This window comes from Clostridium algoriphilum, assembly GCF_020443705.1.
In the GTDB taxonomy this organism is placed as follows: domain Bacteria; phylum Bacillota; class Clostridia; order Clostridiales; family Clostridiaceae; genus Clostridium_AD; species Clostridium_AD algoriphilum.
The window spans coordinates 211922-235468 of record NZ_JAIZZK010000003.1 but is presented as its reverse complement, the minus strand read 5'-3'; the positions used below and the strand labels follow the sequence as shown (position 1 = coordinate 235468).

The 23547-nt window shown below is 32.4% G+C and carries 20 protein-coding genes; 18 read left to right on the top strand and 2 right to left on the bottom strand.

Features of this window, described 5'->3' with window-relative positions:
- The first annotated feature begins 130 nt into the window (after window positions 1–130).
- The 17 genes from clpB to LGK95_RS04630 all read left to right on the top strand — a co-directional run bounded on the left by clpB (window position 131) and on the right by LGK95_RS04630 (window position 20821).
- The gene (clpB, locus tag LGK95_RS04705; protein ID WP_226122787.1) at window positions 131–2728 is read left to right on the top strand and encodes an ATP-dependent chaperone ClpB; all 2598 of its coding nucleotides are present in this window, start codon (window positions 131–133) and stop codon (window positions 2726–2728) included.
- A 228-nt stretch (window positions 2729–2956) separates the two neighbouring features.
- Window positions 2957–3511, top strand: a complete 555-nt coding sequence (locus LGK95_RS04700; RefSeq protein ID WP_226122786.1) for a biotin transporter BioY — start codon at window positions 2957–2959, stop codon at window positions 3509–3511.
- 25 nt (window positions 3512–3536) lie between these two features.
- Window positions 3537–4520 carry a biotin synthase BioB gene (bioB, locus tag LGK95_RS04695; RefSeq protein WP_226122784.1) on the top strand — a complete coding sequence of 328 codons (984 nt, stop codon included), beginning with the start codon at window positions 3537–3539 and terminating at the stop codon, window positions 4518–4520.
- Window positions 4513–5238, top strand: a complete 726-nt coding sequence (gene bioD, locus LGK95_RS04690; RefSeq protein WP_226122782.1) for a dethiobiotin synthase — start codon at window positions 4513–4515, stop codon at window positions 5236–5238. The genes bioB and bioD overlap by 8 nt, the downstream gene beginning before the upstream one ends.
- Window positions 5239–5259: 21 nt before the next feature.
- Window positions 5260–6606: an adenosylmethionine--8-amino-7-oxononanoate transaminase gene (gene bioA / locus LGK95_RS04685; RefSeq protein ID WP_226122780.1), complete on the top strand. Its 1347-nt coding sequence runs from the start codon at window positions 5260–5262 to the stop codon at window positions 6604–6606.
- 255 nt (window positions 6607–6861) lie between these two features.
- Window positions 6862–7689, top strand: coding sequence for a Cof-type HAD-IIB family hydrolase (locus LGK95_RS04680; RefSeq protein WP_226122777.1), 828 nt, complete (start codon window positions 6862–6864; stop codon window positions 7687–7689).
- A gap of 66 nt (window positions 7690–7755) precedes the next feature.
- Window positions 7756–7890 carry a hypothetical protein gene (locus LGK95_RS22345; protein WP_264174474.1) on the top strand — a complete coding sequence of 45 codons (135 nt, stop codon included), beginning with the start codon at window positions 7756–7758 and terminating at the stop codon, window positions 7888–7890.
- 129 nt (window positions 7891–8019) lie between these two features.
- Window positions 8020–8655, top strand: a complete 636-nt coding sequence (locus LGK95_RS04675; RefSeq protein ID WP_226122775.1) for a phosphoribosyltransferase — start codon at window positions 8020–8022, stop codon at window positions 8653–8655.
- Window positions 8656–8658: 3 nt separating this feature from the next.
- A complete protein-coding gene (locus LGK95_RS04670) occupies window positions 8659–9459 on the top strand; it encodes a Cof-type HAD-IIB family hydrolase (RefSeq protein ID WP_226122774.1) in 801 nt (266 codons plus the stop codon).
- Between the two features lie 139 nt (window positions 9460–9598).
- Window positions 9599–10447, top strand: a complete 849-nt coding sequence (locus LGK95_RS04665) for a MurR/RpiR family transcriptional regulator (RefSeq protein ID WP_226122772.1) — start codon at window positions 9599–9601, stop codon at window positions 10445–10447.
- Between the two features lie 183 nt (window positions 10448–10630).
- Window positions 10631–12154, top strand: coding sequence for a gluconokinase (gntK, locus tag LGK95_RS04660; protein WP_226122770.1), 1524 nt, complete (start codon window positions 10631–10633; stop codon window positions 12152–12154).
- A gap of 15 nt (window positions 12155–12169) precedes the next feature.
- On the top strand, window positions 12170–13489 hold the full coding sequence (gene gntT / locus LGK95_RS04655; RefSeq protein WP_226122768.1) for a gluconate transporter: 1320 nt from the start codon (window positions 12170–12172) through the stop codon (window positions 13487–13489).
- A 64-nt stretch (window positions 13490–13553) separates the two neighbouring features.
- Complete coding sequence (gene gndA, locus LGK95_RS04650) at window positions 13554–14975, top strand: NADP-dependent phosphogluconate dehydrogenase (protein WP_226122767.1); 1422 nt, start codon at window positions 13554–13556, stop codon at window positions 14973–14975.
- Between the two features lie 143 nt (window positions 14976–15118).
- Complete coding sequence (gene gndA / locus LGK95_RS04645) at window positions 15119–16543, top strand: NADP-dependent phosphogluconate dehydrogenase (RefSeq protein ID WP_226122764.1); 1425 nt, start codon at window positions 15119–15121, stop codon at window positions 16541–16543.
- A gap of 217 nt (window positions 16544–16760) precedes the next feature.
- Window positions 16761–18671, top strand: a complete 1911-nt coding sequence (locus LGK95_RS04640) for a beta-N-acetylhexosaminidase (RefSeq protein WP_226122754.1) — start codon at window positions 16761–16763, stop codon at window positions 18669–18671.
- Between the two features lie 251 nt (window positions 18672–18922).
- Window positions 18923–20086 carry an FIST signal transduction protein gene (locus LGK95_RS04635; RefSeq protein WP_226122753.1) on the top strand — a complete coding sequence of 388 codons (1164 nt, stop codon included), beginning with the start codon at window positions 18923–18925 and terminating at the stop codon, window positions 20084–20086.
- A gap of 24 nt (window positions 20087–20110) precedes the next feature.
- Window positions 20111–20821 carry a GGDEF domain-containing protein gene (locus tag LGK95_RS04630; RefSeq protein WP_226122752.1) on the top strand — a complete coding sequence of 237 codons (711 nt, stop codon included), beginning with the start codon at window positions 20111–20113 and terminating at the stop codon, window positions 20819–20821.
- Between the two features lie 74 nt (window positions 20822–20895).
- Here the strand turns inward: LGK95_RS04630 and LGK95_RS04625 are convergent, their stop codons facing one another.
- Both LGK95_RS04625 and LGK95_RS04620 read right to left on the bottom strand, forming a co-directional pair.
- Window positions 20896–21666, bottom strand: a complete 771-nt coding sequence (locus LGK95_RS04625; RefSeq protein WP_226122750.1) for an ABC transporter permease — start codon at window positions 21664–21666, stop codon at window positions 20896–20898.
- A gap of 2 nt (window positions 21667–21668) precedes the next feature.
- Complete coding sequence (locus LGK95_RS04620; protein ID WP_226122748.1) at window positions 21669–22349, bottom strand: ABC transporter ATP-binding protein; 681 nt, start codon at window positions 22347–22349, stop codon at window positions 21669–21671.
- 201 nt (window positions 22350–22550) lie between these two features.
- Between LGK95_RS04620 and LGK95_RS04615 the strand changes: the two genes are divergently transcribed.
- Complete coding sequence (locus LGK95_RS04615; RefSeq protein WP_226122746.1) at window positions 22551–23228, top strand: DNA alkylation repair protein; 678 nt, start codon at window positions 22551–22553, stop codon at window positions 23226–23228.
- Window positions 23229–23547 lie beyond the last annotated feature (319 nt).

Sequence of the window (23547 nt, the reverse complement as noted above, 5' to 3'; positions counted from 1 at the left end):
AAAATTGCTTTTTAAGAGAATGTTCTAATCATTTTAAAAAAATTAAAAACGCTTAAATATAATCACCATAAGAACTTACAATATAAGTTACTATGGTGATTAACTTATATATTAAAGGAGGGTTATTTATATGGATGTAGAAAAATTAACGGTAAAGGTTCAACAATCATTGAACGAGGCTCAGTTGCTCGCTGTAAAAAATAAACATCAACAGGTAGATACAATACATTTATTTGCAGCACTTATAGCCCAAGAGGATGGACTCATTCCTAATATATTTAGTAAAATGGGAGTGAACATAACTCAGCTACATTCCGAAATTAAGAAAACAATTGATAAGATGCCGAAAGTTACAGGAAGTGGTGCAGATAATGGATCAGTTTATGCAACTAGGAGATTTGAAGAAGTTTTTGTAAAAGCAGAACAAGAAATTAAAAAATTTAAAGATTCTTATATAAGTGTTGAACATGTAATGCTTGGTCTTATGGATGTAAATACTAAAGAGATTGCAGATATATTAAAGAAATTTAATATAACTAGAGATGCATTTTTAAATGTGTTATCAAAAGTTAGAGGAAACCAGAGAGTAGAAAATCCTGATCCAGAAGGTACTTATGAGGCATTGGTTAAATACGGATCAAACCTTGTGGAACAAGCAAAAAAACACAAACTAGATCCAGTAATTGGAAGAGATGAAGAAATTAGGAGAGTAATAAGAATACTTTCTAGAAGAACTAAAAATAATCCAGTACTTATAGGAGAACCTGGAGTAGGCAAAACTGCTATAGTTGAAGGATTAGCCCAAAGAATTGTAAAGGGAGATGTACCAGAAGGGCTTAAGAATAAGATAATATTTTCTTTGGATATGGGAGCTCTAATTGCTGGGGCTAAATTCAAAGGTGAGTTTGAAGAAAGACTTAAAGCAGTGCTTAAAGAAGTAGAAACTAGTGAAGGTAAAATAATTTTATTTATAGATGAAATCCATAATATAGTAGGAGCTGGTAAATCAGAGGGTTCTATGGATGCTGGCAACATGATAAAACCACTTCTCGCAAGAGGAAGTCTTCACTGCATTGGGGCTACTACTTTTGATGAGTATAGAAAATATTTAGAAAAAGATAAAGCCTTAGAGAGAAGGTTCCAGCCAGTAACAATTGAGGAACCTACGGTGGAAGATTCTGTATCAATACTTAGAGGACTTAAAGAAAAATTTGAAATATATCACGGCATAAGAATTCATGATTCAGCAATCGTTGCGGCAGCAAAACTTTCGGATAGATATATTACTGCAAGATTTCTTCCAGATAAGGCAATAGACCTTATAGATGAAGCATGCGCTATGATAAGGACTGATATAGATAGTATGCCTACTGAGATGGACATGATTAAACGTAAGGTTTTTCAATTAGAAATTGAAAAGAAGGCACTATCTAAAGAAAAGGATGAGGCCTCAAAGAAGAGGCTCATAGTGCTTGATAAAGAGTTAAGTAATTTAAAAGATAAAGATAATGAAATGACATCAAAATATGAAAAAGAAAAATCTAAGATAGTTGAAATTAGAAATTTGAAAGCAGAGTTAGATGTTTCTCGTGGAGAAATAGAAAAATCTGAAAGAGAATATGATTTAAATAAAGTAGCAGAACTAAAATATGGAGTAATTCCAAAACTAGAAGCCCAGATAAAACAAAAAGAAGGAGAAATCCATAAAAATAATGAAACTTCTATGCTTAAAGAAGAGGTAACCGAAAAGGAAATAGCTCAGATAGTATCAAAGTGGACTGGTATACCTGTAACAAATCTTGAAGAAGGTGAAAGACAAAAGCTTCTAAGACTTGAAGATGAACTAACTAAGCGTGTAATTGGTCAAAAAGAAGCAGTAACTGCGGTTTCAAATGCAGTAATAAGGGCAAGAGCTGGTATGAAGGATCCCAAGAGACCTATTGGTTCATTCATATTCCTTGGACCTACTGGTGTTGGAAAAACTGAACTTGCTAAAACCTTAGCTAAAACTTTATTTGAGTCAAGCGACAATATAATAAGAATAGATATGTCTGAGTATATGGAAAAATATTCTGTATCAAGACTTATAGGAGCACCACCAGGTTATGTGGGTTATGAAGAGGGTGGGCAGCTCACGGAAGCTGTACGGCGCAAACCTTATAGTGTAGTATTGTTCGATGAAATAGAAAAAGCCCATGAAGATGTGTTTAATATATTTCTTCAGATATTAGATGATGGAAGGCTTACTGATAATCAGGGTAAAATTGTAGACTTTAAAAACTGCATAATAATTATGACTTCAAATATCGGAAGTAACTATCTCTTAGAGAATAAAGAAAGTGGAGGTATAGAGAAGGGTATCCGCGATAGGGTTATGAGTGAATTAAAGTCTAAATTTAAACCAGAATTTCTAAATAGGTTGGATGATATTATATTATTTAAGCCTTTAGAAACAAAGGAAATAGAGGGTATAGTTGATATATTCCTTGCAGATATTCAAAATAGGCTTAAAGATAAAAATATATCAATGAAAGTAACTACGGCTGCTAAAGAGCTCATGGCCATTGAAGGGTATGATCCAGTTTACGGAGCACGTCCACTAAAGAGATATATTGAAAATGTTTTAGAAACATCTATTGCAAAGAAGATTATTAAGGGAGATATAAATGATGGTTCCATCATTGGTGTAGATGCCAAGGATGATCAAATTGTTATAGAAAAAATTTAATAATTTAATTCTCAGCAATTATGAAGAAGGATGTCTTAAATGATATCCTTTTTTTATGCAAATAGATACATAAAAAGTTGTAAATAAATAAGCGCACTAATAACTCACAAATAAATATTAAATTATTAAATAGCTTTAAATTGTAAACTAAACATTGATTTTAGTTTACAATTGAAAGCTATTGCTTTATTATATAGTATATACCAATTGTATTGAGGAGGAGTATTCATGAAAAACACTAGAAAATTAATTTTAGTAGCTATGTTTGCAGCTTTAACAGCAATTGGGGCTTTTATTAAGGTGCCAATACCATATGTACCTTTTACCCTTCAATATCTGTTTTGTGCATTAGCTGGCTTAATTTTAGGCTCAAGATTAGGCGCAGTGTCACAAATAGTTTATGTGGCTATTGGACTTTCCGGTGTGCCTGTATTTACTGAAGGTGGAGGTATAAGCTACATATTTAAACCCACTTTTGGGTACCTTATCGGATTTATAGTAGCGGCTTATGTTATAGGTAAAATAAGAGAGAAGGTATTAGAATTAACTTTTTTTAAGACAATATTTACGCTGCTTTTGGGTCTGTTTTTTATATATTTATTTGGAGTGGTATATCTATATATTAGTTATAATTTATACCTGGGAAAAGATATTTCTCTTTATTTTGCATTTTTTTATGGCTTTGTGGTTTGTATAACTGGAGATTTGGTACTAACAGTATTTGCAGCATATATTTCAACAAAATTATTACCTGTATTAAAAAAAAGTGGATATATCGAATAAGAAAACAAGAAGAGAGGGGTACGACATGAGAGAGTTTATTAAGAGTATAGAGGAAAAGGTTTTGGGAGGTCAAGCTATAAGCTATGACGAGGTTATTAAACTAGCAGACATTGAAGATAAAGAAGATATATTAGAGTTATGTAATAGTGCTAATAAAGTAAGACAGTTTTTTTGCGGCACAGAAGTAGATCTTTGTACCATAATGAATGCAAAATCAGGACGTTGCACTGAAGATTGCAAATTCTGCGCGCAATCTGCTCATTATAAGACCAATGTAGAGGAGTATGGATTAGTTTCAAAGGAAGATGCCTTAAAGCTCGCAAGGGAAAATGAAAAGGAGGGGGTAAATAGATTTTCATTAGTGACAAGTGGCAGAGGAGCTACTGGCAGTGATTTTGAAAAGATATTAGACATATATGAGGATCTAAATAAGGAAATGAAGATAGATTTATGTGCTTCACTTGGGATACTTGGATATGATCAGCTGCTTAAGCTAAAAGAAAAGGGAATAACAATGTATCATCATAACTTAGAAACTAGTAGAGAGTATTATGAAAACATATGTACAACTCATAGCTATGATGAAAGAATAAATACTATAAATGCAGCGAAAAAGGCTGGAATGGTTATTTGCTCAGGGGGAATTATTGGTCTTGGAGAAAGTCTTCGGGATAGGATTAATTTAGCTTTTCAGTTAAGGAATTTAGGTGTTAAATCTATTCCTGTTAATGTATTGAATCCAATTAAGGGAACTCCACTAGAAAATGCAGAAAGTTTAAGTCAGGAGGAAATACTAAAAACTATTGCAATCATAAGATTTGTTAATCCTAAAGCTCTGATAAGACTTGCCGGAGGACGAAACCGAATTGATGAATTTGGTAAAAATTGTTTTAATGCAGGAGCTAATGCTACAATCACGGGAAACTATCTAACAACATCAGGCAATAAAATATGTGATGATAAGAAAATGGTAAGTGAGTTAAATTTGGAGGTTAGAAAAAATGGCTAAGGGAGTATTTATAGTTGGAACAGATACTGATGTGGGGAAAACTGTTGTAACTGCAGGAATAATGCATCTCCTCAGAAGTAATGGATATAATGCTACTTATTTTAAGGCAGCGCTGAGTGGGGCTTTTGAAGTAGATAATGAGATTATTCCTGGTGACACTAAACTTGTTTGTGATGTTAGTAATTTGGAAGAGGCTTATGAAAATATAACGCCATATGTTTATAGGGCATCTGTATCCCCTCATCTTGCAGCAAAACTTGAGAATAATCCAATTCAAATAGAGATAATAAAAGAAAAATACGAATACTTAAAGAAAAAATATGATTACATAATTGCTGAAGGTAGTGGAGGAATAGTATGTCCATTGATAGATGATGAAAGAGGATTATATACCCTCGAGAATCTTATTAAAGATTTAAATATGAGTGTTATTATTGTGGCAAGAGCTGGGGTAGGAACAATTAACCACACAGTACTTACTGTAAAATATATAGAATCACTAGGGATTAATATTAAAGGGATTATAATAAACAATTATTCAGAAAGTATCATCTGTGATGACAATATTCAGATGATAGAAAAGCTTACTAAAGTGCCGATTATAGGCAAACTTAGGCAAATTAAAAATTTAAAGGACAACATGCTGCAAGCTATAAGAATAAATGCAGAAAAAGACTTTAGTATTAAGACATTAGAAGAATGCATGGATCAATTATAAAGTGAAAGTTGAGGTAAATGAATGAATAGTTACGTAGAAAAAGATTTAAAATATATATGGCATCCTTGTTCACAAATGAAAGACTATGAGGATCTTAATCCAATAGTTATTGAAAGAGGAGAAGGGGTTTGGCTTTATGATATTGATGGAAATAGATATTTAGATTGTATATCATCTTGGTGGACGAATACTCTAGGACATAGCAATAAGAGAATTAATGAGGCTATAAAAAAGCAGATAGACAGTATTGAACATGTTATATTTGCAAATTTCTCAAACAAACCGGCTATAGAGCTTGCGGAAAAGCTTGTAAATATAACACCGGACAAGCTTACAAAAGTGTTCTTTTCTGATAATGGGTCCTCTGCGGTAGAAATAGCTTTAAAGATGAGTTTTCATTATAACATGCAAAAGGGAAATACTAAAAAGAAAAGGTTCGTAGCACTAAGTGATGCATACCATGGGGAAACGTTAGGTGCCTTGTCTGTTTGTGATATAGATGAGTTTAATATGGTATACAAGCCTCTTCTTTTAGATACATTCAGAGTAGAAGGACCAGATTGTTATAGATGTAAATATGGTTTTAATAGAGAGTGTTGTAATGCAGAGTGCTTTGAGGATATGGAAAAATGTTTATCCGAAAATCATGAGGAGATAAGTGCAGTAATAGTTGAACCAATGGTTCAAGGTGCCGCAGGTATGAAGATTTATTCACCAATTTATTTAAAGAAACTTCGAAAGCTTTGTGATAAATATGATGTACACCTTATTGCAGATGAAATTGCAATGGGTTTTGGTAGAACTGGAGAGATGTTTGCTTGTAATCATGCTGAAATAAGTCCAGACTTTATGTGCCTTTCAAAAGGGATTTCTGCTGGATATATGCCAATGTCTGTAGTTATGACTACAGATGAAATATATAATTGCTTTTATGGAGATTATAAAGAAAGAAAATCATTTATACATAGTCATACTTATTCAGGTAATGCTATGGGTTGTGCCATAGCACTCGAAAATCTAAAGATATTCGAAGAAGGTAATATTATAAAAAACAATATAGAAAAAGGTGAACTTATAAGAAGCCTTACACTAGAAAAGTCTGAAGGCTTAAAACATGTAGGTGAAGTAAGAAGTATTGGTATGATAACAGCTATCGAAATAGTAAAAGATATGGGAACAAAGGAAAGTTATCCCTTTGAGATGCGAGTGGGCTATGAGATTTACAAGATTGCTCTTAAAAAAGGGTTAGTGCTCAGACCCATAGGGAATGTACTCTATTTTATTCCTCCATACATTATAAATAAAGAGGAGATAGAATTTATGGTGAATGCTTGCTTTGAAAGTATAGAAGATTATTTTACTCGATAAGAGGGTAGTGTACAGGAAATATATTATTATTTTTAATATGTTTATAAAATAAGTAAGGTGTATATAACTGAGTTAATTATATACACCTTACTACTATTTACAGATGTTTTTATTTTTATTTATAATTTTACTAAGAAAGATTTAGGAACATTAAAAAGTTAATGTTGAAATAAAGACTATAAGGGTGGATAATTAGATATAAAATACTTTTTGATATATTTATAATGATAGCGAATAATAAAGGAGAATGTAAAGATGATTAAATATAAATGGTGTGTATGTGATATGGATGGAACATTATTAAATTCAGATGGTCTCATTTCAAAGGAAAATGAAGTCGCATTAAAGAAGCTTAAGAAACTTGGGTTAGAAGTAATTATTGCTACAGGAAGAGTTGACCTTATGGTGACGCCTTTTATTAAGCAGCTAGGTTTAAAGGGCCCTGTTATATCTTGTAATGGCGGACTAATTAGAAATATTGAAACAGGAGAAGTTATTTATTCAAAGATAATGGATAAGATAACTGTAAAAAAAATTATAAATTATTGTATAAATTTTGATATAAAATATATTATATATACTGCTGAAATTGTATATTACAACGAAAATAATCCATTGGGTAAAAAATATGAAAATCTTAATAAATCATTATCAAAAGATGAACAATTACCTATGAAATATATAGATAAAAAAATAATTGAAAATATTAATGATATAGATGCTTTGAAAATTTTATTAGTTTGTGAAAAGCATGAAGAGGTTATGCTTTTAGAAAAGTTTTTTTCAAAATATGATGATCTTACGGTAGTGAGTTCAGGAAAATGCCTTTTAGATATTATGGCATCAAATATTTCTAAAGGTAATGCTTTAGAAATATTATCTCAAAAATTACAAGTAGACTTAAGTGAAGTCATTGTTTTCGGAGATAATTATAATGATATGGAAATGCTTGAATGTGTTGGGATGCCTATAGCAATGGAAAATGCCGTAGAGGATATTAAATTTCAAGCTAAATATATAACTAAATCTAATAATGAGTCTGGAATCGCTTATGCGATAAATAATTACATATTACAAGAGTAAAAAAAGAATATAATAAACATAAGCCCTAGAGATTGAGGTAGCCTTCAGGTTCTAGGGCTTATAATTATGAGAAAAATAGATCCTATTTATTTTCTGTATTCAGTTTTACTTACAATTTCATTTTCTGTAATTGTAAATTTAGCTATGTACAAGGAATTTGGTAAAATAGATATGATTGAATCACTTAAAAGTGCAGAATAAAACTAATAAGGCACATTGAAATAAAATTAGGGATAATTTGTCTCAATCTTTGGAAGTATAGATATAAAGGTATGTCTAAAAAACAAAGCCTTATAAGTAAAAATCAACTTAAAAGTGTGGTGGATTAATATGATGTTTTTAGACAGAAAAGACGCAGGTGAAAAGCTAACTTATAGTCTTGAAAAATTTAAAGATGAAGATGCAATTGTACTTGCAGTGCCAAGAGGTGGACTAGAAATAGCTTATGATACAATAAAAAGGTTTGGACTTAAATGGGATTTGATTATTCCTAGAAAAATAGGTGCACCACATAATAAGGAGTTTGCTATAGGGGCAGTATCTGCGGATGGTAGCTACTTTATAAACGATGATTATGTGGAAAAACTCGGTATATCACGAGAATATATAGAAAATGAAGTTTCAGAGCAAATAAACGAAATAAAAAGAAGAATGAAAGAGTACCGTGGAAAGGATACATTTCCTGAGGTTAAAGATAAAGCGGTTATAATTATTGATGATGGTATTGCTACGGGATTTACTATACTAGCTGTAATAAAAGCTGTTAAAAAGCAAGGAGCTAAAAAAATCATTCTAGCTATTCCGGTAGGTCCTAGAGAAACTATTGAGGAATTTAAAGAACTTGTAGATGAGGTAATATGCCTATATATACCGGATGTATTTTATGCAGTAGGTTCATATTATGTTAATTTTAAGCAAGTTACAGATGAAGAAGTATTTACAATTATAAATGAATTGAGGGGATAAATTATGGAGTATAAACTTGTTGCTGTAGATATGGATGGAACCCTTCTTACTCCACAACTAGAAATATCTAAAGAGACTATAGAAACTATAAATAGGGTTATACAAAAAGGTGTGATATTCACTCTTTCAACGGGACGAATGTATCTTGCAGCTATGCCATTTGCAAGTATGCTAAATTTAGATGTTCCTATAATAACTTGTAATGGAGCCCTCATTAAATGTTCTAAAACAGGGAAAGTATATGATGTAAAGATAATTGATAAAGAACATTCATCAGAAATTATAAGATACTGCGAAGAGGCTGGTTTATCAGTAAGTATTTATAGGGAAGATGATATATATATTAAAAAGAATAGTGAAAATTTAGATATACACATACAACTGGATCATGCAAAACCTCAAATTGTAAATGATTTTGATTCACTTTTAGATGGTTCAATTATTAAAATAATGTTTAATAGTAGTAATAAACATAATCTAGAACAGCATACACGAAAATTATATGAATTATATAAGGAAAAATTGAATTTCTATTTTTCATTACCCCATTTTGTTGAGATTGTTCACAAGGAAGCAAATAAGCGAAATGCGTTACAAAGTTTAGCAATTAAATTTAATATAAAAAGAGAAGAAACCATTGCTATAGGAGATAACTTTAATGATATGGATATGATAGAATACGCAGGACTAGGAGTTGCAATGGCAAATGCCCCAGATTATTTAAAACAAGCGGCTGATTTTGTAACCCATTCGAATGATGAAGATGGAGTCAGGCGTGTTCTAGAAAAGTTTATACTAAAATAAACAGATAGATGTAATTATATTATGACGTTTACATCTAATCATACTAATTTAAAAAACGCGTTGTACTTTAAAAGGTACATAGCGTTTTTTATGTTTTAATGTTAAAATAGAGTCAAAAATGCTGTTAGGTGGTAATGTAATGAATGACATAGGCGGTATAGAAAGATTAAGAAATATATATTCAGAACTTAAAGGAACGGAAAAAAGAGTTGGTGAATTTATACTTAAAAATCCAAAGGATATTATCCATTCATCTATAACTGAATTAGCTGAAAATTGTAGCTGTGGCGAAGCAACAGTATTTAGACTTAGTAAAAAATTAGGGTTTAAAGGATATCAGGATTTAAAGATAAGTATAGCTAGTGAAATTGTAAAACCTATTGTAAATATACATGAGGAAATAAAAGAAAATGATGATAGTTTGGTTTTAATGCAAAAGATATTTAACTCCACGATAAGTTCTCTTAATGAAACGTTAAGAATAAACGACAGTAAGGAGTTAGATAAAGCTATAGGATATATTCATAATGCAAAAAGAATAGCTTTCTTTGGTATGGGGGGGTCTGCAGCAATAGCTCTTGATGCATATCATAAATTTATGAGAACGGGGAAGTACTGTATATTTCATGATGATTCTCATTTTCAAGCTATGCTAAGCTCCATGTATGATGAAAATGATTGTATAATAGCTATTTCAAATACTGGAAGTAATAAAGAATTAGTAGAGAATCTGAAAATCGGGAAGGAAAAAGGAGTAAAAATTATATCAATAACTTCAAATTACAAATCTCCAATATCAAAGGTATCAGATGTTGTGCTTGTTTCATATGGCAGAGAAAATCTATCAAAAAGTGAGGCAATGGAGTCAAGGATTAGTGCCTTATCACTTATAGATTGTATGTTTGTAGGTACTTGTCTAAAAGATAAAGATAATTATTATAAGGTCCTAGGACAAATAAGAGAAGCTATAGCAAACAAGAGATACTAAAATAATTTTCATACACTCGATAAGAGTGTATTTTTTATTGGTAAAATGAAAAATATTTTCATAAAACTGTTGATTAAACCTTTACACTATTATATAATAATAAAAAAGAGAATAATTTTCATTAAGTAGCAATAACATATAGAATTAAGAGATAAAAGAAAATTTATTTCAAAGGGGGATATCATGGAGTATTTAATAGGACTAGATATTGGAACAAGTAGCACTAAAGCAATTGCGTTTGATTTACAGGGAAATATAATTTCTAAGTGTAATATAGGCTATCCCATTTTAAATCCTAAGCCTTCTTGGAGTGAGCAATGTCCTGAGGAGATGTTTGAGGCAGTTATTAATTCAATTAGATGTGTTGTAAATGAAAACGCTAACAAGGAAAACAAACTTCTTGGTGTAAGTTTCAGTGCTGCAATGCACGGTATAATTGCTGTAAATGAAAATGGAGACAAATTAACTGATTGTATTATTTGGGCAGATACTAGAAGTACACAGTATTCAGAGTCTATAAAAAACAGCAAAATAGGCCATGAAATTTATATGAGAACGGGCACACCGATTCATCCAATGTCACCACTTTGTAAGATTGCGTGGATGAAGGATAATATGGATGAAGTATTTAGAAATACAAGTAAGTTTATCTCTATTAAGGAATATGTTTTCTTTAAACTGTTCCATAAATATGTTGTGGATTATTCGATTGCATCCGCTACAGGTTTGTTTGATATTTATGAACTTGAGTGGAACAAAAATTCATTAGAGGTTGCAGGTATAAGTGAAGACAAGTTATCTACACCAGTATCTCCAACGCAGATATTTAAAGGAATGGATAAAAAATATGCAGATTTAATGGGCATTGACGTAGATACTGCATTTGTAATTGGAGCAAGCGATGGTTGTCTTGCAAACCTTGGTGCTAATGCTGTAAAACCTGGAGATGCTGCAGTTACAATTGGAACTAGTGGAGCTATAAGAATAATAGCAGATAAACCTAAAAATGATGAAAGTGAAAGAATTTTTAGTTATATTCTGACTGAAGATCATTTTGTACTTGGAGGGCCAGTTAATAATGGAGGAATAATTTTTAGATGGTTCAGGGATAATTTTTCACATTTAGAATTAGAACAGGCTGAAGCGTTAGGAGTTGATACCTATGAATTATTGACAAAGGAGGCGTCGAAGGTACCGGCGGGGTCAAATGGTTTGATATTTTTACCTTATCTGCTTGGAGAGAGAGCGCCACATTGGGATGCAAACTCAAAGGGTGTTTTCTTTGGAATAAACATTACACATAAGAGAGAGAACTTCCTAAGAGCACTTCTGGAAGGAGTAATATTTGGCATTTATAGTGTGGGGAAAGCTTTAGAGGAGACAACTGGTAATATTGATACAATCTATGCTACTGGAGGGTTTGTTAGATCAGAGCTTTGGGTTCAAATGTTAGCAGATGTATTTAATAAAAAGGTAGTAATAGCAGAAAGTTATGAAAGTTCATGTTTAGGAGCGGTAGCACTTGGCATGAAGGCAATAGGACTTATAAATAATATCGAAGAAGTAGAAAAGTTAGTTCCTATTTCTCAAACATTTAAACCAGATATAAAAAATCATGAAGTTTACATGAAAACCTTCGAAATCTACGAAAGATTGTACTTGAAATTAAAAGATGAGTTTGTAAGTATCGGTTTATTACAAAAATAAGAGGGGGATTTTATTATGCCATTATTAATTGTAGCTTTAGGAGTTGTGTTATTATTAGTTCTTATGATAGCTTTTAAATTAAATGGTTTCTTGTCATTAATTCTTGTAGCACTAACAGTAGGTATTTTGGAAGGCATGCCACTTCCAAGTGTTGTACTTTCTATTACGAAAGGCGTTGGTGGTACATTAGGTACACTTGCATTAGTACTTGGCTTTGGGGCTATGCTTGGTAAGCTTATGGCAGACAGTGGTGGTGCTCAAAGAATAGCCCTTACATTAATTGAAAAATTTGGTAAGAAAAGAATACAATTGGCAGTTGTATTGACAGGTTTTATAGTTGGTATGGCTTTATTCTATGAAATAGGTTTTGTACTTTTAATACCTCTAGTATTTACAATTGCAGCAGCTGCTGATATCCCACTTTTATATATAGGAGTTCCAATGGCAGCAGCACTTTCAGCCACTCATGGATTTTTACCACCACATCCAGGTCCTACAGCAATAGCAGCTATCTATAAAGCGGATTTAGGTAAGACATTACTTTATGGTATTGTGGTTTCTATACCAGCAGTAATTCTTGCAGGTCCTGTACTTACAAAGTTCTTAAAGCATATGGAACATGATATACCAAAAGGTTTATTTAACCCTAAAATATTTACGGAAGAAGAAATGCCTAGTTTTGGAATAAGTGTGTTTACTGCTTTAGTGCCAGTAATACTCATGGCAGCAAGAGCTATTGCTACTATTGTTTTACCAAAAACTTCACCCATATTAAGTTATACTACTTTTTTAGGTGATCCAGTAATAGCATTACTTATAGCTGTACTTTTAGCTATATTCACTTTTGGACTAAACCGGGGTAAAAAGATGCCTGAAGTGATGAAAACTGTAACCGAATCTATAGCAGCAATAGCTATGATACTATTAATAATAGGTGGAGGAGGAGCCTTCAAACAGGTTTTAGTAGACAGCGGAGTTGCAGATTATGTTGCACTAATTATGAAAGGATCAAGCATTTCACCACTATTACTTGCATGGTCAATTGCAGCAATACTTAGAATAGCATTAGGATCTGCAACAGTAGCTGGACTTACAGCAGCAGGTATAGTTGGACCATTAATTGTAGCAACAGGCGCTAGTCCAGAACTAATGGTATTAGCTACAGGGGCTGGAAGTCTTATATTATCACATGTTAATGATCCTGGGTTTTGGATGTTTAAAGAATATTTTAATTTATCAATACCAGAAACATTAAAATCCTGGACAGTACTCGAAACTATAATTTCTGTGGTTGGTTTAGTAATGGTTCTATTATTAAGTATGTTTGTACATTAAAATTTTGTACAGGAGAAGCTGTGCTTCTCCTGTACAAGTTCATTTAAAAGGAGGAATTTATATTATGGGTAAACAGCAATTTGGAGTTATAGGCATTGGTGTTATGGGGAAAAATCTGGCAATAAACGTTGAAAGCAGAGGAATACCTGTTTCAGTATATGATTTAGATAGAATTAAGACAGATGAGTTATTAATAGAGGCAAAAGAAAAAAATATTGTGGGAACATATTCTATAGATAAATTTGTGAATTCTCTCCAAACTCCAAGAAAAATATTGCTTATGATTAAAGCAGGGAAACCTGTTGATGAAGTTATAAAAAAATTAATACCATACATATCAAAGGGTGATATATTAATTGATGGCGGAAATTCATTTTTTAAGGATACAATACGGAGAAGTAAAAAACTTGAAGATCTAGGGTTTAAATTCATAGGCACAGGAGTTTCAGGAGGAGAAGAGGGAGCTTTAAAAGGCCCAGCAATTATGCCAGGAGGTCAGTTCGATGCTTATAAATTGGTAAAACCAATTTTCACAGCTATAGCTGCAAAAGTAGATGGAGAAGACTGCTGTAATTATATTGGAGAAAATGGGGCAGGACATTATGTAAAGATGGTCCATAATGGCATTGAGTATGCCGACATGCAGCTTATTTGTGAGGCTTATGCACTTTTAAAGGGAGTCGCAGGGCTTTCTAATGATAAAATTCATGAAGTATTTGAAGAATGGAATAAAGGGGAGCTTGATAGCTATCTAATGGCAATAACTAGTGAAATATTCACACAAAAGGATAGTGAGTCTGGGGAATACATGGTTGATATCATTCTTGATAAAGCAGGCCAAAAGGGAACAGGAAAATGGACTAGTCAAAGCGCTCTGGATTTAGCAGTACCAATACCTACAATAACAGAGGCGGTTTTTGCACGATGTATGTCTGCAATAAAGGATGAACGAGTTTTCGCAAGTAACTTTTTAAAGGGGCCAGATGCAGTATTTAAAGGAGATATAAATGAGTTTATAGAATCTGTAAGAAAAGCCCTTTATACAAGTAAAATATGTTCATATGCGCAAGGATTTGCACTTATAAGAGCTGCAGCAGAGGAGTATAGTTGGGACCTTGAATATGGAGAAATTGCAAAAACATTTAGAGGCGGGTGTATTATTAGGGCTCAATTCCTTAACAAAATAAGTGAAGCTTATGAAAATGAGCCTACTCTTAAAAATCTTATGTTAGATTCATATTTTAAAAATATTCTTAGTAGTTATCAGACCGACCTGCGTTTTGTGGTATCCACAGCAGTAAATTTAGGTATCCCAGTTCCGGGATTTTCTAGTGCAATAATGTATTATGACAGTTATAGAAGTGCAAATCTTCCAGCAAACCTACTTCAGGCACAGAGAGATTATTTTGGTGCTCATACATTTGAAAGAGTGGACAAAGAGGGTACATTCCATCATGAATGGGTAACTGAGACTAAGGATGAATAACACTAATTTGAATAAACGCATTGTACTTTAAAAGTACAACGGCGTTTTTTTATTTATGTAATTGAATAATATATGGCATATTATAGTATAATATAAACTATGATTCGAGGAGAGTAATTTTTATTTAGGGGAGGAATTTAGATATGGATAAACAGCAATTTGGAGTTTTAGGCATAGGTGTAATGGGAAAGAACCTAGCACTAAATGTTGAAAGTAGAGGAATATCTGTTTCAGTATACTCAAGAAAAAAAATTGTGACTGATGGATTTTTAATAGAGGCTAAAGGAAAAAAATTTAAGGGAACATATTCTGTAGAGGAATTCGTAAATTCGCTAGAAATTCCAAGAAAAATATTAATTATGATCAAAGCAGGAAAACCTGTTGATGAAACTATAGAAAAATTAGTACCATTTCTTTCTAAGGGAGATATACTAATTGATGGTGGTAATTCATTTTTTATGGATACTATACGCAGAAGTAAAGAACTTGAAAACAAAGGCATAAAATTCATAGGTACAGGAGTTTCAGGGGGTGAAGAGGGAGCTTTAAAAGGACCAGCAATTATGCCAGGAGGAGAGCTTGAGGCGTACGAAATAGTTGAACCAATTCTGACAGCCATATCTGCTAAAGTAGATGGAGAGCCATGCTGTACTTATATTGGGACAAACGGCGCCGGACATTATGTTAAAATGGTTCATAATGGCATTGAGTATGGTGATATGCAGCTTATTTGTGAAGCTTATGCACTTTTAAAGGGCGTAGCAGGGCTAACAAATGACCAGATTTATAATGTTTTTACACAATGGAATAAAGGGGAACTTAATAGTTATCTAATAGAAATAACTAGTGAAATATTTGCACAAAAGGATGAAGAGTCTGGTAAATACATGGTTGATGTTATTTTGGATAAAGCAGGTCAAAAGGGAACAGGAAAATGGACCAGTCAAAGTGCTTTGGACCTCGCAGTACCAATACCTACTATAACAGAGGCTGTTTATGCACGGTGTTTATCTGCAATCAAAGATGAAAGAATGGCCGCAAGCAGTATATTAAAAGGACCAAATGTAAAATTTAACGGAGACATAAATGGATTTATAGAAGCTGTAAGAAAAGCTCTTTATGCAAGTAAAATATGTTCATATGCACAGGGATTTGCACTTATGAAAGCGGCATCAGTGGAGTATGGCTGGGATCTTAAGTATGGTAAAATAGCTAAAATATTTAGAGGTGGGTGTATTATTAGAGCCCAGTTCCTTAACAAGATAAATGAAGCTTATGAAAAAGATTTAAATCTTAATAATTTAATGTTAGATTCGTATTTTAAAGATATTCTTCATAGTTATCAAAAGGACTTACGATTCGTTGTAGCAACAGCTGTAAATATAGGAGTTCCAGTTCCAGGATTTTCTAGCGCAGTAATGTATTATGACAGTTATAGAAGTGCTAAACTTCCAGCGAACTTACTTCAGGCTCAGAGAGATTACTTCGGAGCTCATACATTCGAAAGAATAGACAAAGAAGGAACATTTCATCATCAATGGGTAAATGACATAAACAAAATGAAATAAATATTAAAACCTGTAGTTGTATTTTGGACTGCAGGTTTATTTTATTATATAAAAATATACTATATATATATCAAAACCACATTAAAGTACATATGTATAACATAAGGATATATAATAATAGTTATATGAAATGAATTGATAATGAAATGTAAGAAATGATATATATATATAATTTTAGTGAATTGTGAATGGGGAATACGAAAAAGGAGGAACCAATATGAATTTGATCCCATTACCACGCAAAATAACATTGCAAGAGGGATTATTTTTAATAAGACACAATACTGACATTGTACTCGATGAAGTCCTAGGCGATAATGATTTAGAAACAGCAAAGTTGTTGCAACGGGAAATAAAAAAAGTTATTGCAATTACATTGCCTATTAAAAAAGTGCAACGTAGTGTTGAAAATCTTGAAGAAAACTGTATTTGCTTTGAGTATGAAAAAATGAGTAGAGGAGCAGAAGCCTACATGCTAACTGTGAAACCAAATAAAATTGTAATTGCAGCTTGTTCAAGCCGTGGCTTTTTATATGGGGTAGCTACACTTATACAAATATGCAAAATATCTCGTGCGGAAATTGAATGCACTGTTATATATGATGAACCATCTTATCCTAACAGGGGTTATATGCTTGATGTTAGCCGTGGAAGAGTGCCCACAATGTATAGCCTAAAAGTGATGGTCGACAGGCTAGCCTTGTATAAAATCAATCAACTTCAGCTATATATGGAAAATTGCCTGCGTTTAGATGGATTTGAGGAAATATGGTCGCAAACTGACCCTTTTACACCAGAAGATATTTTGGATTTGGATCGTTATTGCAATACACGAGGGATTGAGCTGGTACCTTGCATAGCCTCCTTTGGACATTTGTATGATATACTCCGCTCTGAGAGTTTTGGTAAATACAAAGAAATGAATACAGGCATAGGAGAGACATTTACATGGTATCACCGCATGAGATATCATACCATTAATGTGTCAGACCCCGAAAGCTTTACGCTTATAACAGGTATCCTTGATCAATACATGCCTTTGTTTCGTAGTGATAAAATAAACATTTGCTGTGATGAAACATTTGATTTAGGCAAGGGCAAAAGTGCATCCATGGCTGAAAAAATGGTTTACGGAGAAATGTATATATCTTATGTGAACAAGTTAGTTGAATATCTCCAAAGTAAAGGAAAAAAGGTAATGATTTGGGGCGACATTATTCAAAATCATCATGAGCATATGGGTAAACTTAATGAAAAGGTTACTTGCCTTAACTGGTATTATGATTATGGTGCAAAAGAACAAGTTGTTAAAATGTTTTCAGACATTGGCTTAATGCAATATGTATGTCCTAGCGTGTCTGGGTACAGCCGATTGGTTAATGCCTATGACAAAAGCTTTACAAACATTAGGGAAATGGCCAAGTTAGGTGCTAAATACCATGCGATTGGATTTTTAAATACTGATTGGGGTGATTGTGGTCATATTAATATGCCAGCACTTGCCATTCCAGGTATGATATACGGCGCAGCACAAGGATGGAATGTTGAGGATGACAGAGATTTTAATACAATAGACCAGGTTGTTTCACTGGTTGAATATGGAGATCAAAAGCAAAACTTAGTAAGTCTATTACGTGAGCTTTCTCGTCAGGATATAATTATTTTTAATGATTTAGCTTTTTTTAGAGATTATAAGGTATACAATCAGACATATCTTGATTCTGGAATTAGCCAGTATGAAAAAGCTAAAAATGAAATGATGATGGTATCCGAGGAGAAACTTAAGAGCGCAGTTACTAAATGTAGTGAAATCATTAACTGCCTTAAACAGAATGATAGTGGGTCCTATGCAGATCGTCAAGAAGAAATGCTAGAGTATTATCTTGCTGCTCGTGGTGTGGCACTTATGCAGGAATTGACGCTAATAATTAAAGAACGAGAATACGCTCAGGATGTACATCCTTTGGATACCCCTTATGAATTGGCAAGTAAACTTGAGTATTGGCTGATGGATTATTGCATTGAGTGGAGGACTGTTAGCCGCGAGAGTGAGTTGTATCGAATAAAGGAATTCATTTGGCAGATATGTTCCATTCTAAGAAAATATGATGCAAAGTTACACAGTTGATACTAAATTATAAAAGCTATGGAATTAATTTCACAGCTTTTATAATTAAAACAACTATTGTTGTATTGATATTTTTTCTTGTCATTAGTATCACCTCAGTATAAAAAGCATATCATATAAATAGAACAGTTAAAAATCAAAAAAATAGTACAAACTATGAGGGTTAAGGTGTGGTTGTGTCCCACCTACCATTGAGAGTAAGGGTTGTTTAATTTGTATAGTTTTAGCATAGTATAGGAGGTAAGGTATTTATGAAATCGAACTTTTTTATAGCTATAGCTCATAGCGTAGAATTAGATTCATTTTTTGCGGTTACGGAACTAATTGAGAAGTGTGAGTTTCAGCTTGCTAATAGGAGCCCTACAGCGGGAATTCTCTATGCTAGTATAGATGTTGATCATCAATTGGTACTTGATAAAATTTATGAAAAATGGCCGGATTTACACTTGGTTGGTTGTACAACAGATGGAGAATTTTCTTCAGAATGTGAGTATGTAGAGGATTCATTAGTTCTGACATTATTTGTATCTGAAAAAACAAAAATTGTTTCAGGAATTATCAATAATGCTGCAATAGATGTGAAGAAAGAGTGTAGTCAAGCATTATCCGAGGCTGTGAGCAAATTAGGGCAGATTCCTAAGCTATGTATATTGTTTTCTGATGTGCTTAAAACCAATGGCGAGACAGTTATGGAACAGCTAAATATAGTTACAGATGGTAAACTTCCAATTGTGGGGGGGATATCAGCAGATAGTTGGCGATTTAATGAGGCTAAACTGTTTTACAATAAAATATCATCATCGAGTATATCATCATTTTTACTTTTAGCTGGGGAATTTGATTTTTCTTTGGGGATGGACAGTGGCTGGGAGCCAATCGGAGATTGTGGAACTATTACAAGATCGGAAGGTAATGTGATTTATGAAATCAATCATAAACCTGCACTCGAATTTTATAGTAATATTCTTGGTGAAAAAACTAAGCCTACTCTTGAACTACCAATTGCCGTATACGATGAGCACGGTGACTTTCGCTTTATGCGCACCTCATTCGAAAATTATGATAATAATGATGGGTCAATAACCTATTTAGGTAATGTGCCAGTTGATTCTAAAGTCCGTATTACCATGGTAAACCGTGAGTCAATTTTAGATGGTACTACAAGTTCAATTAGCCAGGCAGTTAGCAAATTTCCATCAAATTATTCACCAACTATAGCATTATGTTTCACTTGTTCAGCTCGAAGGGTCCTGCTTGGAACACGAACTATAGAGGAGTGCCAGATTGTTCGTGAAAAGATTGGAGGAAGTGTAAAATTTGTTGGATTTTATTCCTATGGTGAGTTTTGTCCAAATTCAAATAAATTAACAAATGAATTCCATAACGAAACATTTGTAGTTGCGTTGCTTGGTTAAAGTGAACACAAAGGGGGGTTAAGAATGGAGAACGATAGTATAGATGTTATGCGGAGGAAAATTGCAATTATGCAAAAAAAATTGGAACGCTGTGAACATAGTCGAAGACTTATAGAGCAAGCAAAGGATCATTATGATTTAGTATATCGTTTTAGCATCGAGAAGCTAGCTGAGCAGAAGGAATTGCTTGATATTAAGAATAAAGAACTGGATTTAGTAAGATTAGAACTGCTTGCCAAAAACAAGGAGCTTCAAGAAGTATCAATTACTGATGGACTTACAAGAATATATAACCGAAGAAAAATTAGTGAGATATTTAATGAAGAATATCTTAAGGCACAGCGTTATGGGATAATTTTTTCAGTTATTTTAATCGATGTTGATTGGTTCAAATTGATAAATGATACCTATGGACATCAAACTGGTGACCAAGTTTTGTTTGAACTTGCTCAACTTATGAAGGACGACCTCCGTATTTCTGAGCACATTGGAAGATGGGGAGGGGAAGAGTTTTTTATTGTATTACCAAATACAAGTTCAAAAGATGGATATACATTGGCTGAGAGGATACGATTAAAAATAGCTTGCTTTAACTTCCAAGACACTAAGCAAATAACATGTAGTTTTGGAATTACGCAGTACAAAGGAAATGACAGCATAGAACAGATTATTAAAAGAGCTGATATGGCTCTATATAAGGCTAAGGAACACCGCAATTGTACTTGTATTTTTTAAATAAGAGACTATAAGAAAGAAGCAGTTTACATTTAGATGCAAACCACTTCATAAGCCTAAAAAGTATATTAAATCTATAAAAATTGCTTTCTAGTATTATATAAAGACTTATAACCTAAATTTAGGGATAAAAATATTGTTGTACAAACGGAGCAACAAATAGCAATCATAATGGCTATTTGGTACATAATGGCTGTGGTAGGTAATGTACCTGATAACATTTGTCCAGTCATCATCCCTGGTAAAAATATTATTCCCATTCCTAGCATGGAATTCATTGTAGGGATTAGTGCAGTTTCTAAAGCACTGTTTGCAAAAGGTTTTAGAATATCTTTAGGCTCTACTCCTAAATTGAGTAAGGTACTAATTTTGTTTTTTTCTTTACTTATATTATCCATAAAGGTTTTTATTGCAATGTTTACGCCAGTCATAGCGTTACCAATAATCATACCAGCTAAAGGTATAGTGTATTGAGGGTTAAATATAGACTTTCCAACAACTACAGTTACAAAAAATATCAGAACAAAAAGCCCGCAAAAGGTTAAAGATGCTCCTATAGCAATTTTGAAATTATTGTTTAAATCTTTTCTACCTTTAAGTACTCTATGAATAGAAAATGATATCATAAGTATTAAGAAGATTATAGTAAATAAAGGATTTGGATTCTTAAAGACGTATTGAAGTATGTAACCTACAATCACAAGTTGGACTGACATTCTTAAACTTGCAACTAAAAGAAGTTTTGATTGATTAACCTTAGATTTTTTCATAATTACAAGCACTATAATTAGAAGTAAATAAATAAGTGAAAACTGAAAAATACCCAGTTCAACTGCTCCTTCCATATTTAAGCCCCCTTTACTATTTCAATTTTATGTTCACAAAATTCTTCAAGAATATCTTTATTGTGACTTACAATTACAATTTCAATATTCTTCGCTATGCAGAAGTTTTTTACATTTATCATTATTTTATGGCTGTTTTTTTCATCTAATGCAGAAGTTGGTTCGTCAAGTAATATAACACTTGGGCATAATGATAAAAAAATGGATATATAGACTCTTTGGCGTTCTCCACCAGATAGGGTAGATGCATTTTGGTCAAGTGGGACATTAACGCAGCAAAGATTAGTAATGTATTCAATATATTCTTGATCAGGCATAGGTTTTTGTCTTAGTGCATAAAAAGTTTTAAAATTATCTGTTATGCTCTCATCAAAGAGAAAAACCTCTTGAGACACTAGGCTTACTTCACGCCTTAAAGTAATAGGGTCATATGAGCTTACGGGTTTACCTCTATACAATAATTCTCCAGACGTTGCGTTTATAGACTGGTTAAGTAACTTTAAAAAGGTACTTTTACCACATCCGCTTTCCCCAACAATAAAATTAATTTTGCCTTGCTCAATTTTTACATCATTATAAATTAGATTGGCTTTGTAAATAAGATTAGTTGCTTGAAACAAAAGTTCATTCATTATAATTCCTTCCTTGTTTATATTTTTTGTATTCATATCTTGTTTTTTCATATAAGTATTTCTATAAGTTCATTATAACATTGTATGTGCATCATACATATTTAGACTTGCACATATCATTAATTATATTGCTAACTAAGATAGTTTTCTTAAGTTAAATAACCTTTAAAGAAAGACTTGCATATAAGTGTAAGTCTTTTAGGTGTATAATGTCATGTGAGAAGTAGTAAGAAGAGGCAGGTGTAAAATACAATGTTAAAAGATGAAGTAATGATACTTTTAAAAGAGCATGGAAATGATCAAACTAAAAAAATATATTTAAAACATGGGGCAAAAGAACCTTTATATGGTGTTAAACTTAATGATCTAAAAGAGCTAAAAAAGAGAATCAAGCTTGATCATAATTTAGCTTTGGAATTATACAAAACTGGGAATAGTGATGTTATGTACCTTGCTGGGCTTATCGAAGATCCTAATAAAGTTACAATGAATCAATTAGATGAATGGATTAAGTATGCTAATTGGGACATGCTGAGTGAACGTTGTGTGGCTGTAGTTGCTGCAAAATCACCATTTAAATTTGAAGCGGCAAGAAAGTGGATTAATAGTAGCGAGGAAGAAACAGTATGTGCAGGTTATGCTATTTATTCAATTTTATTTACCATATTAGATGATAATGAGTTAGACATTGAAGAGATTAAAAATCTATTAAATAAAATATTAGAAAACATACATAGCGAAACTATAAGGTTACAAAATACTATGAATAATTTTGTAATTATGGCAGGAATTTATGTAAAACCTTTACATGAATTTACAATGGAAATTGCAGAAAGAATAGGAAGAATTAATCCTATATTAGCGAAAAACAATTGCAATATTCAGACAGCTACAGAATATATAAAAAAATATGAATATTTAAAAAATTAGGGAGTTAGAAAAGTCTTCTTAAAGAGGATAAAGAGCTAGTTGGAATATTTCAACTAGCTTTAATTATTTATATTTACATCTATAAAATTTTATCATCAAACAGGCGATCGCATTACCCCTTTCATATAATATTTGAAGATATTATAATTTAATAATAGTATATCATTTCATGGCATATATTAACAATGTATGCTAATGTAGAAAAAGTTCAGTGGGAGTGTAAATCACCTTTTGAAGTCGTTAATATTGTAGCTAAATCCATTTTTATGTTGTTTGTTTTACTTGTTGGACTTATAATTCTAAATGAAGCATTTATTTC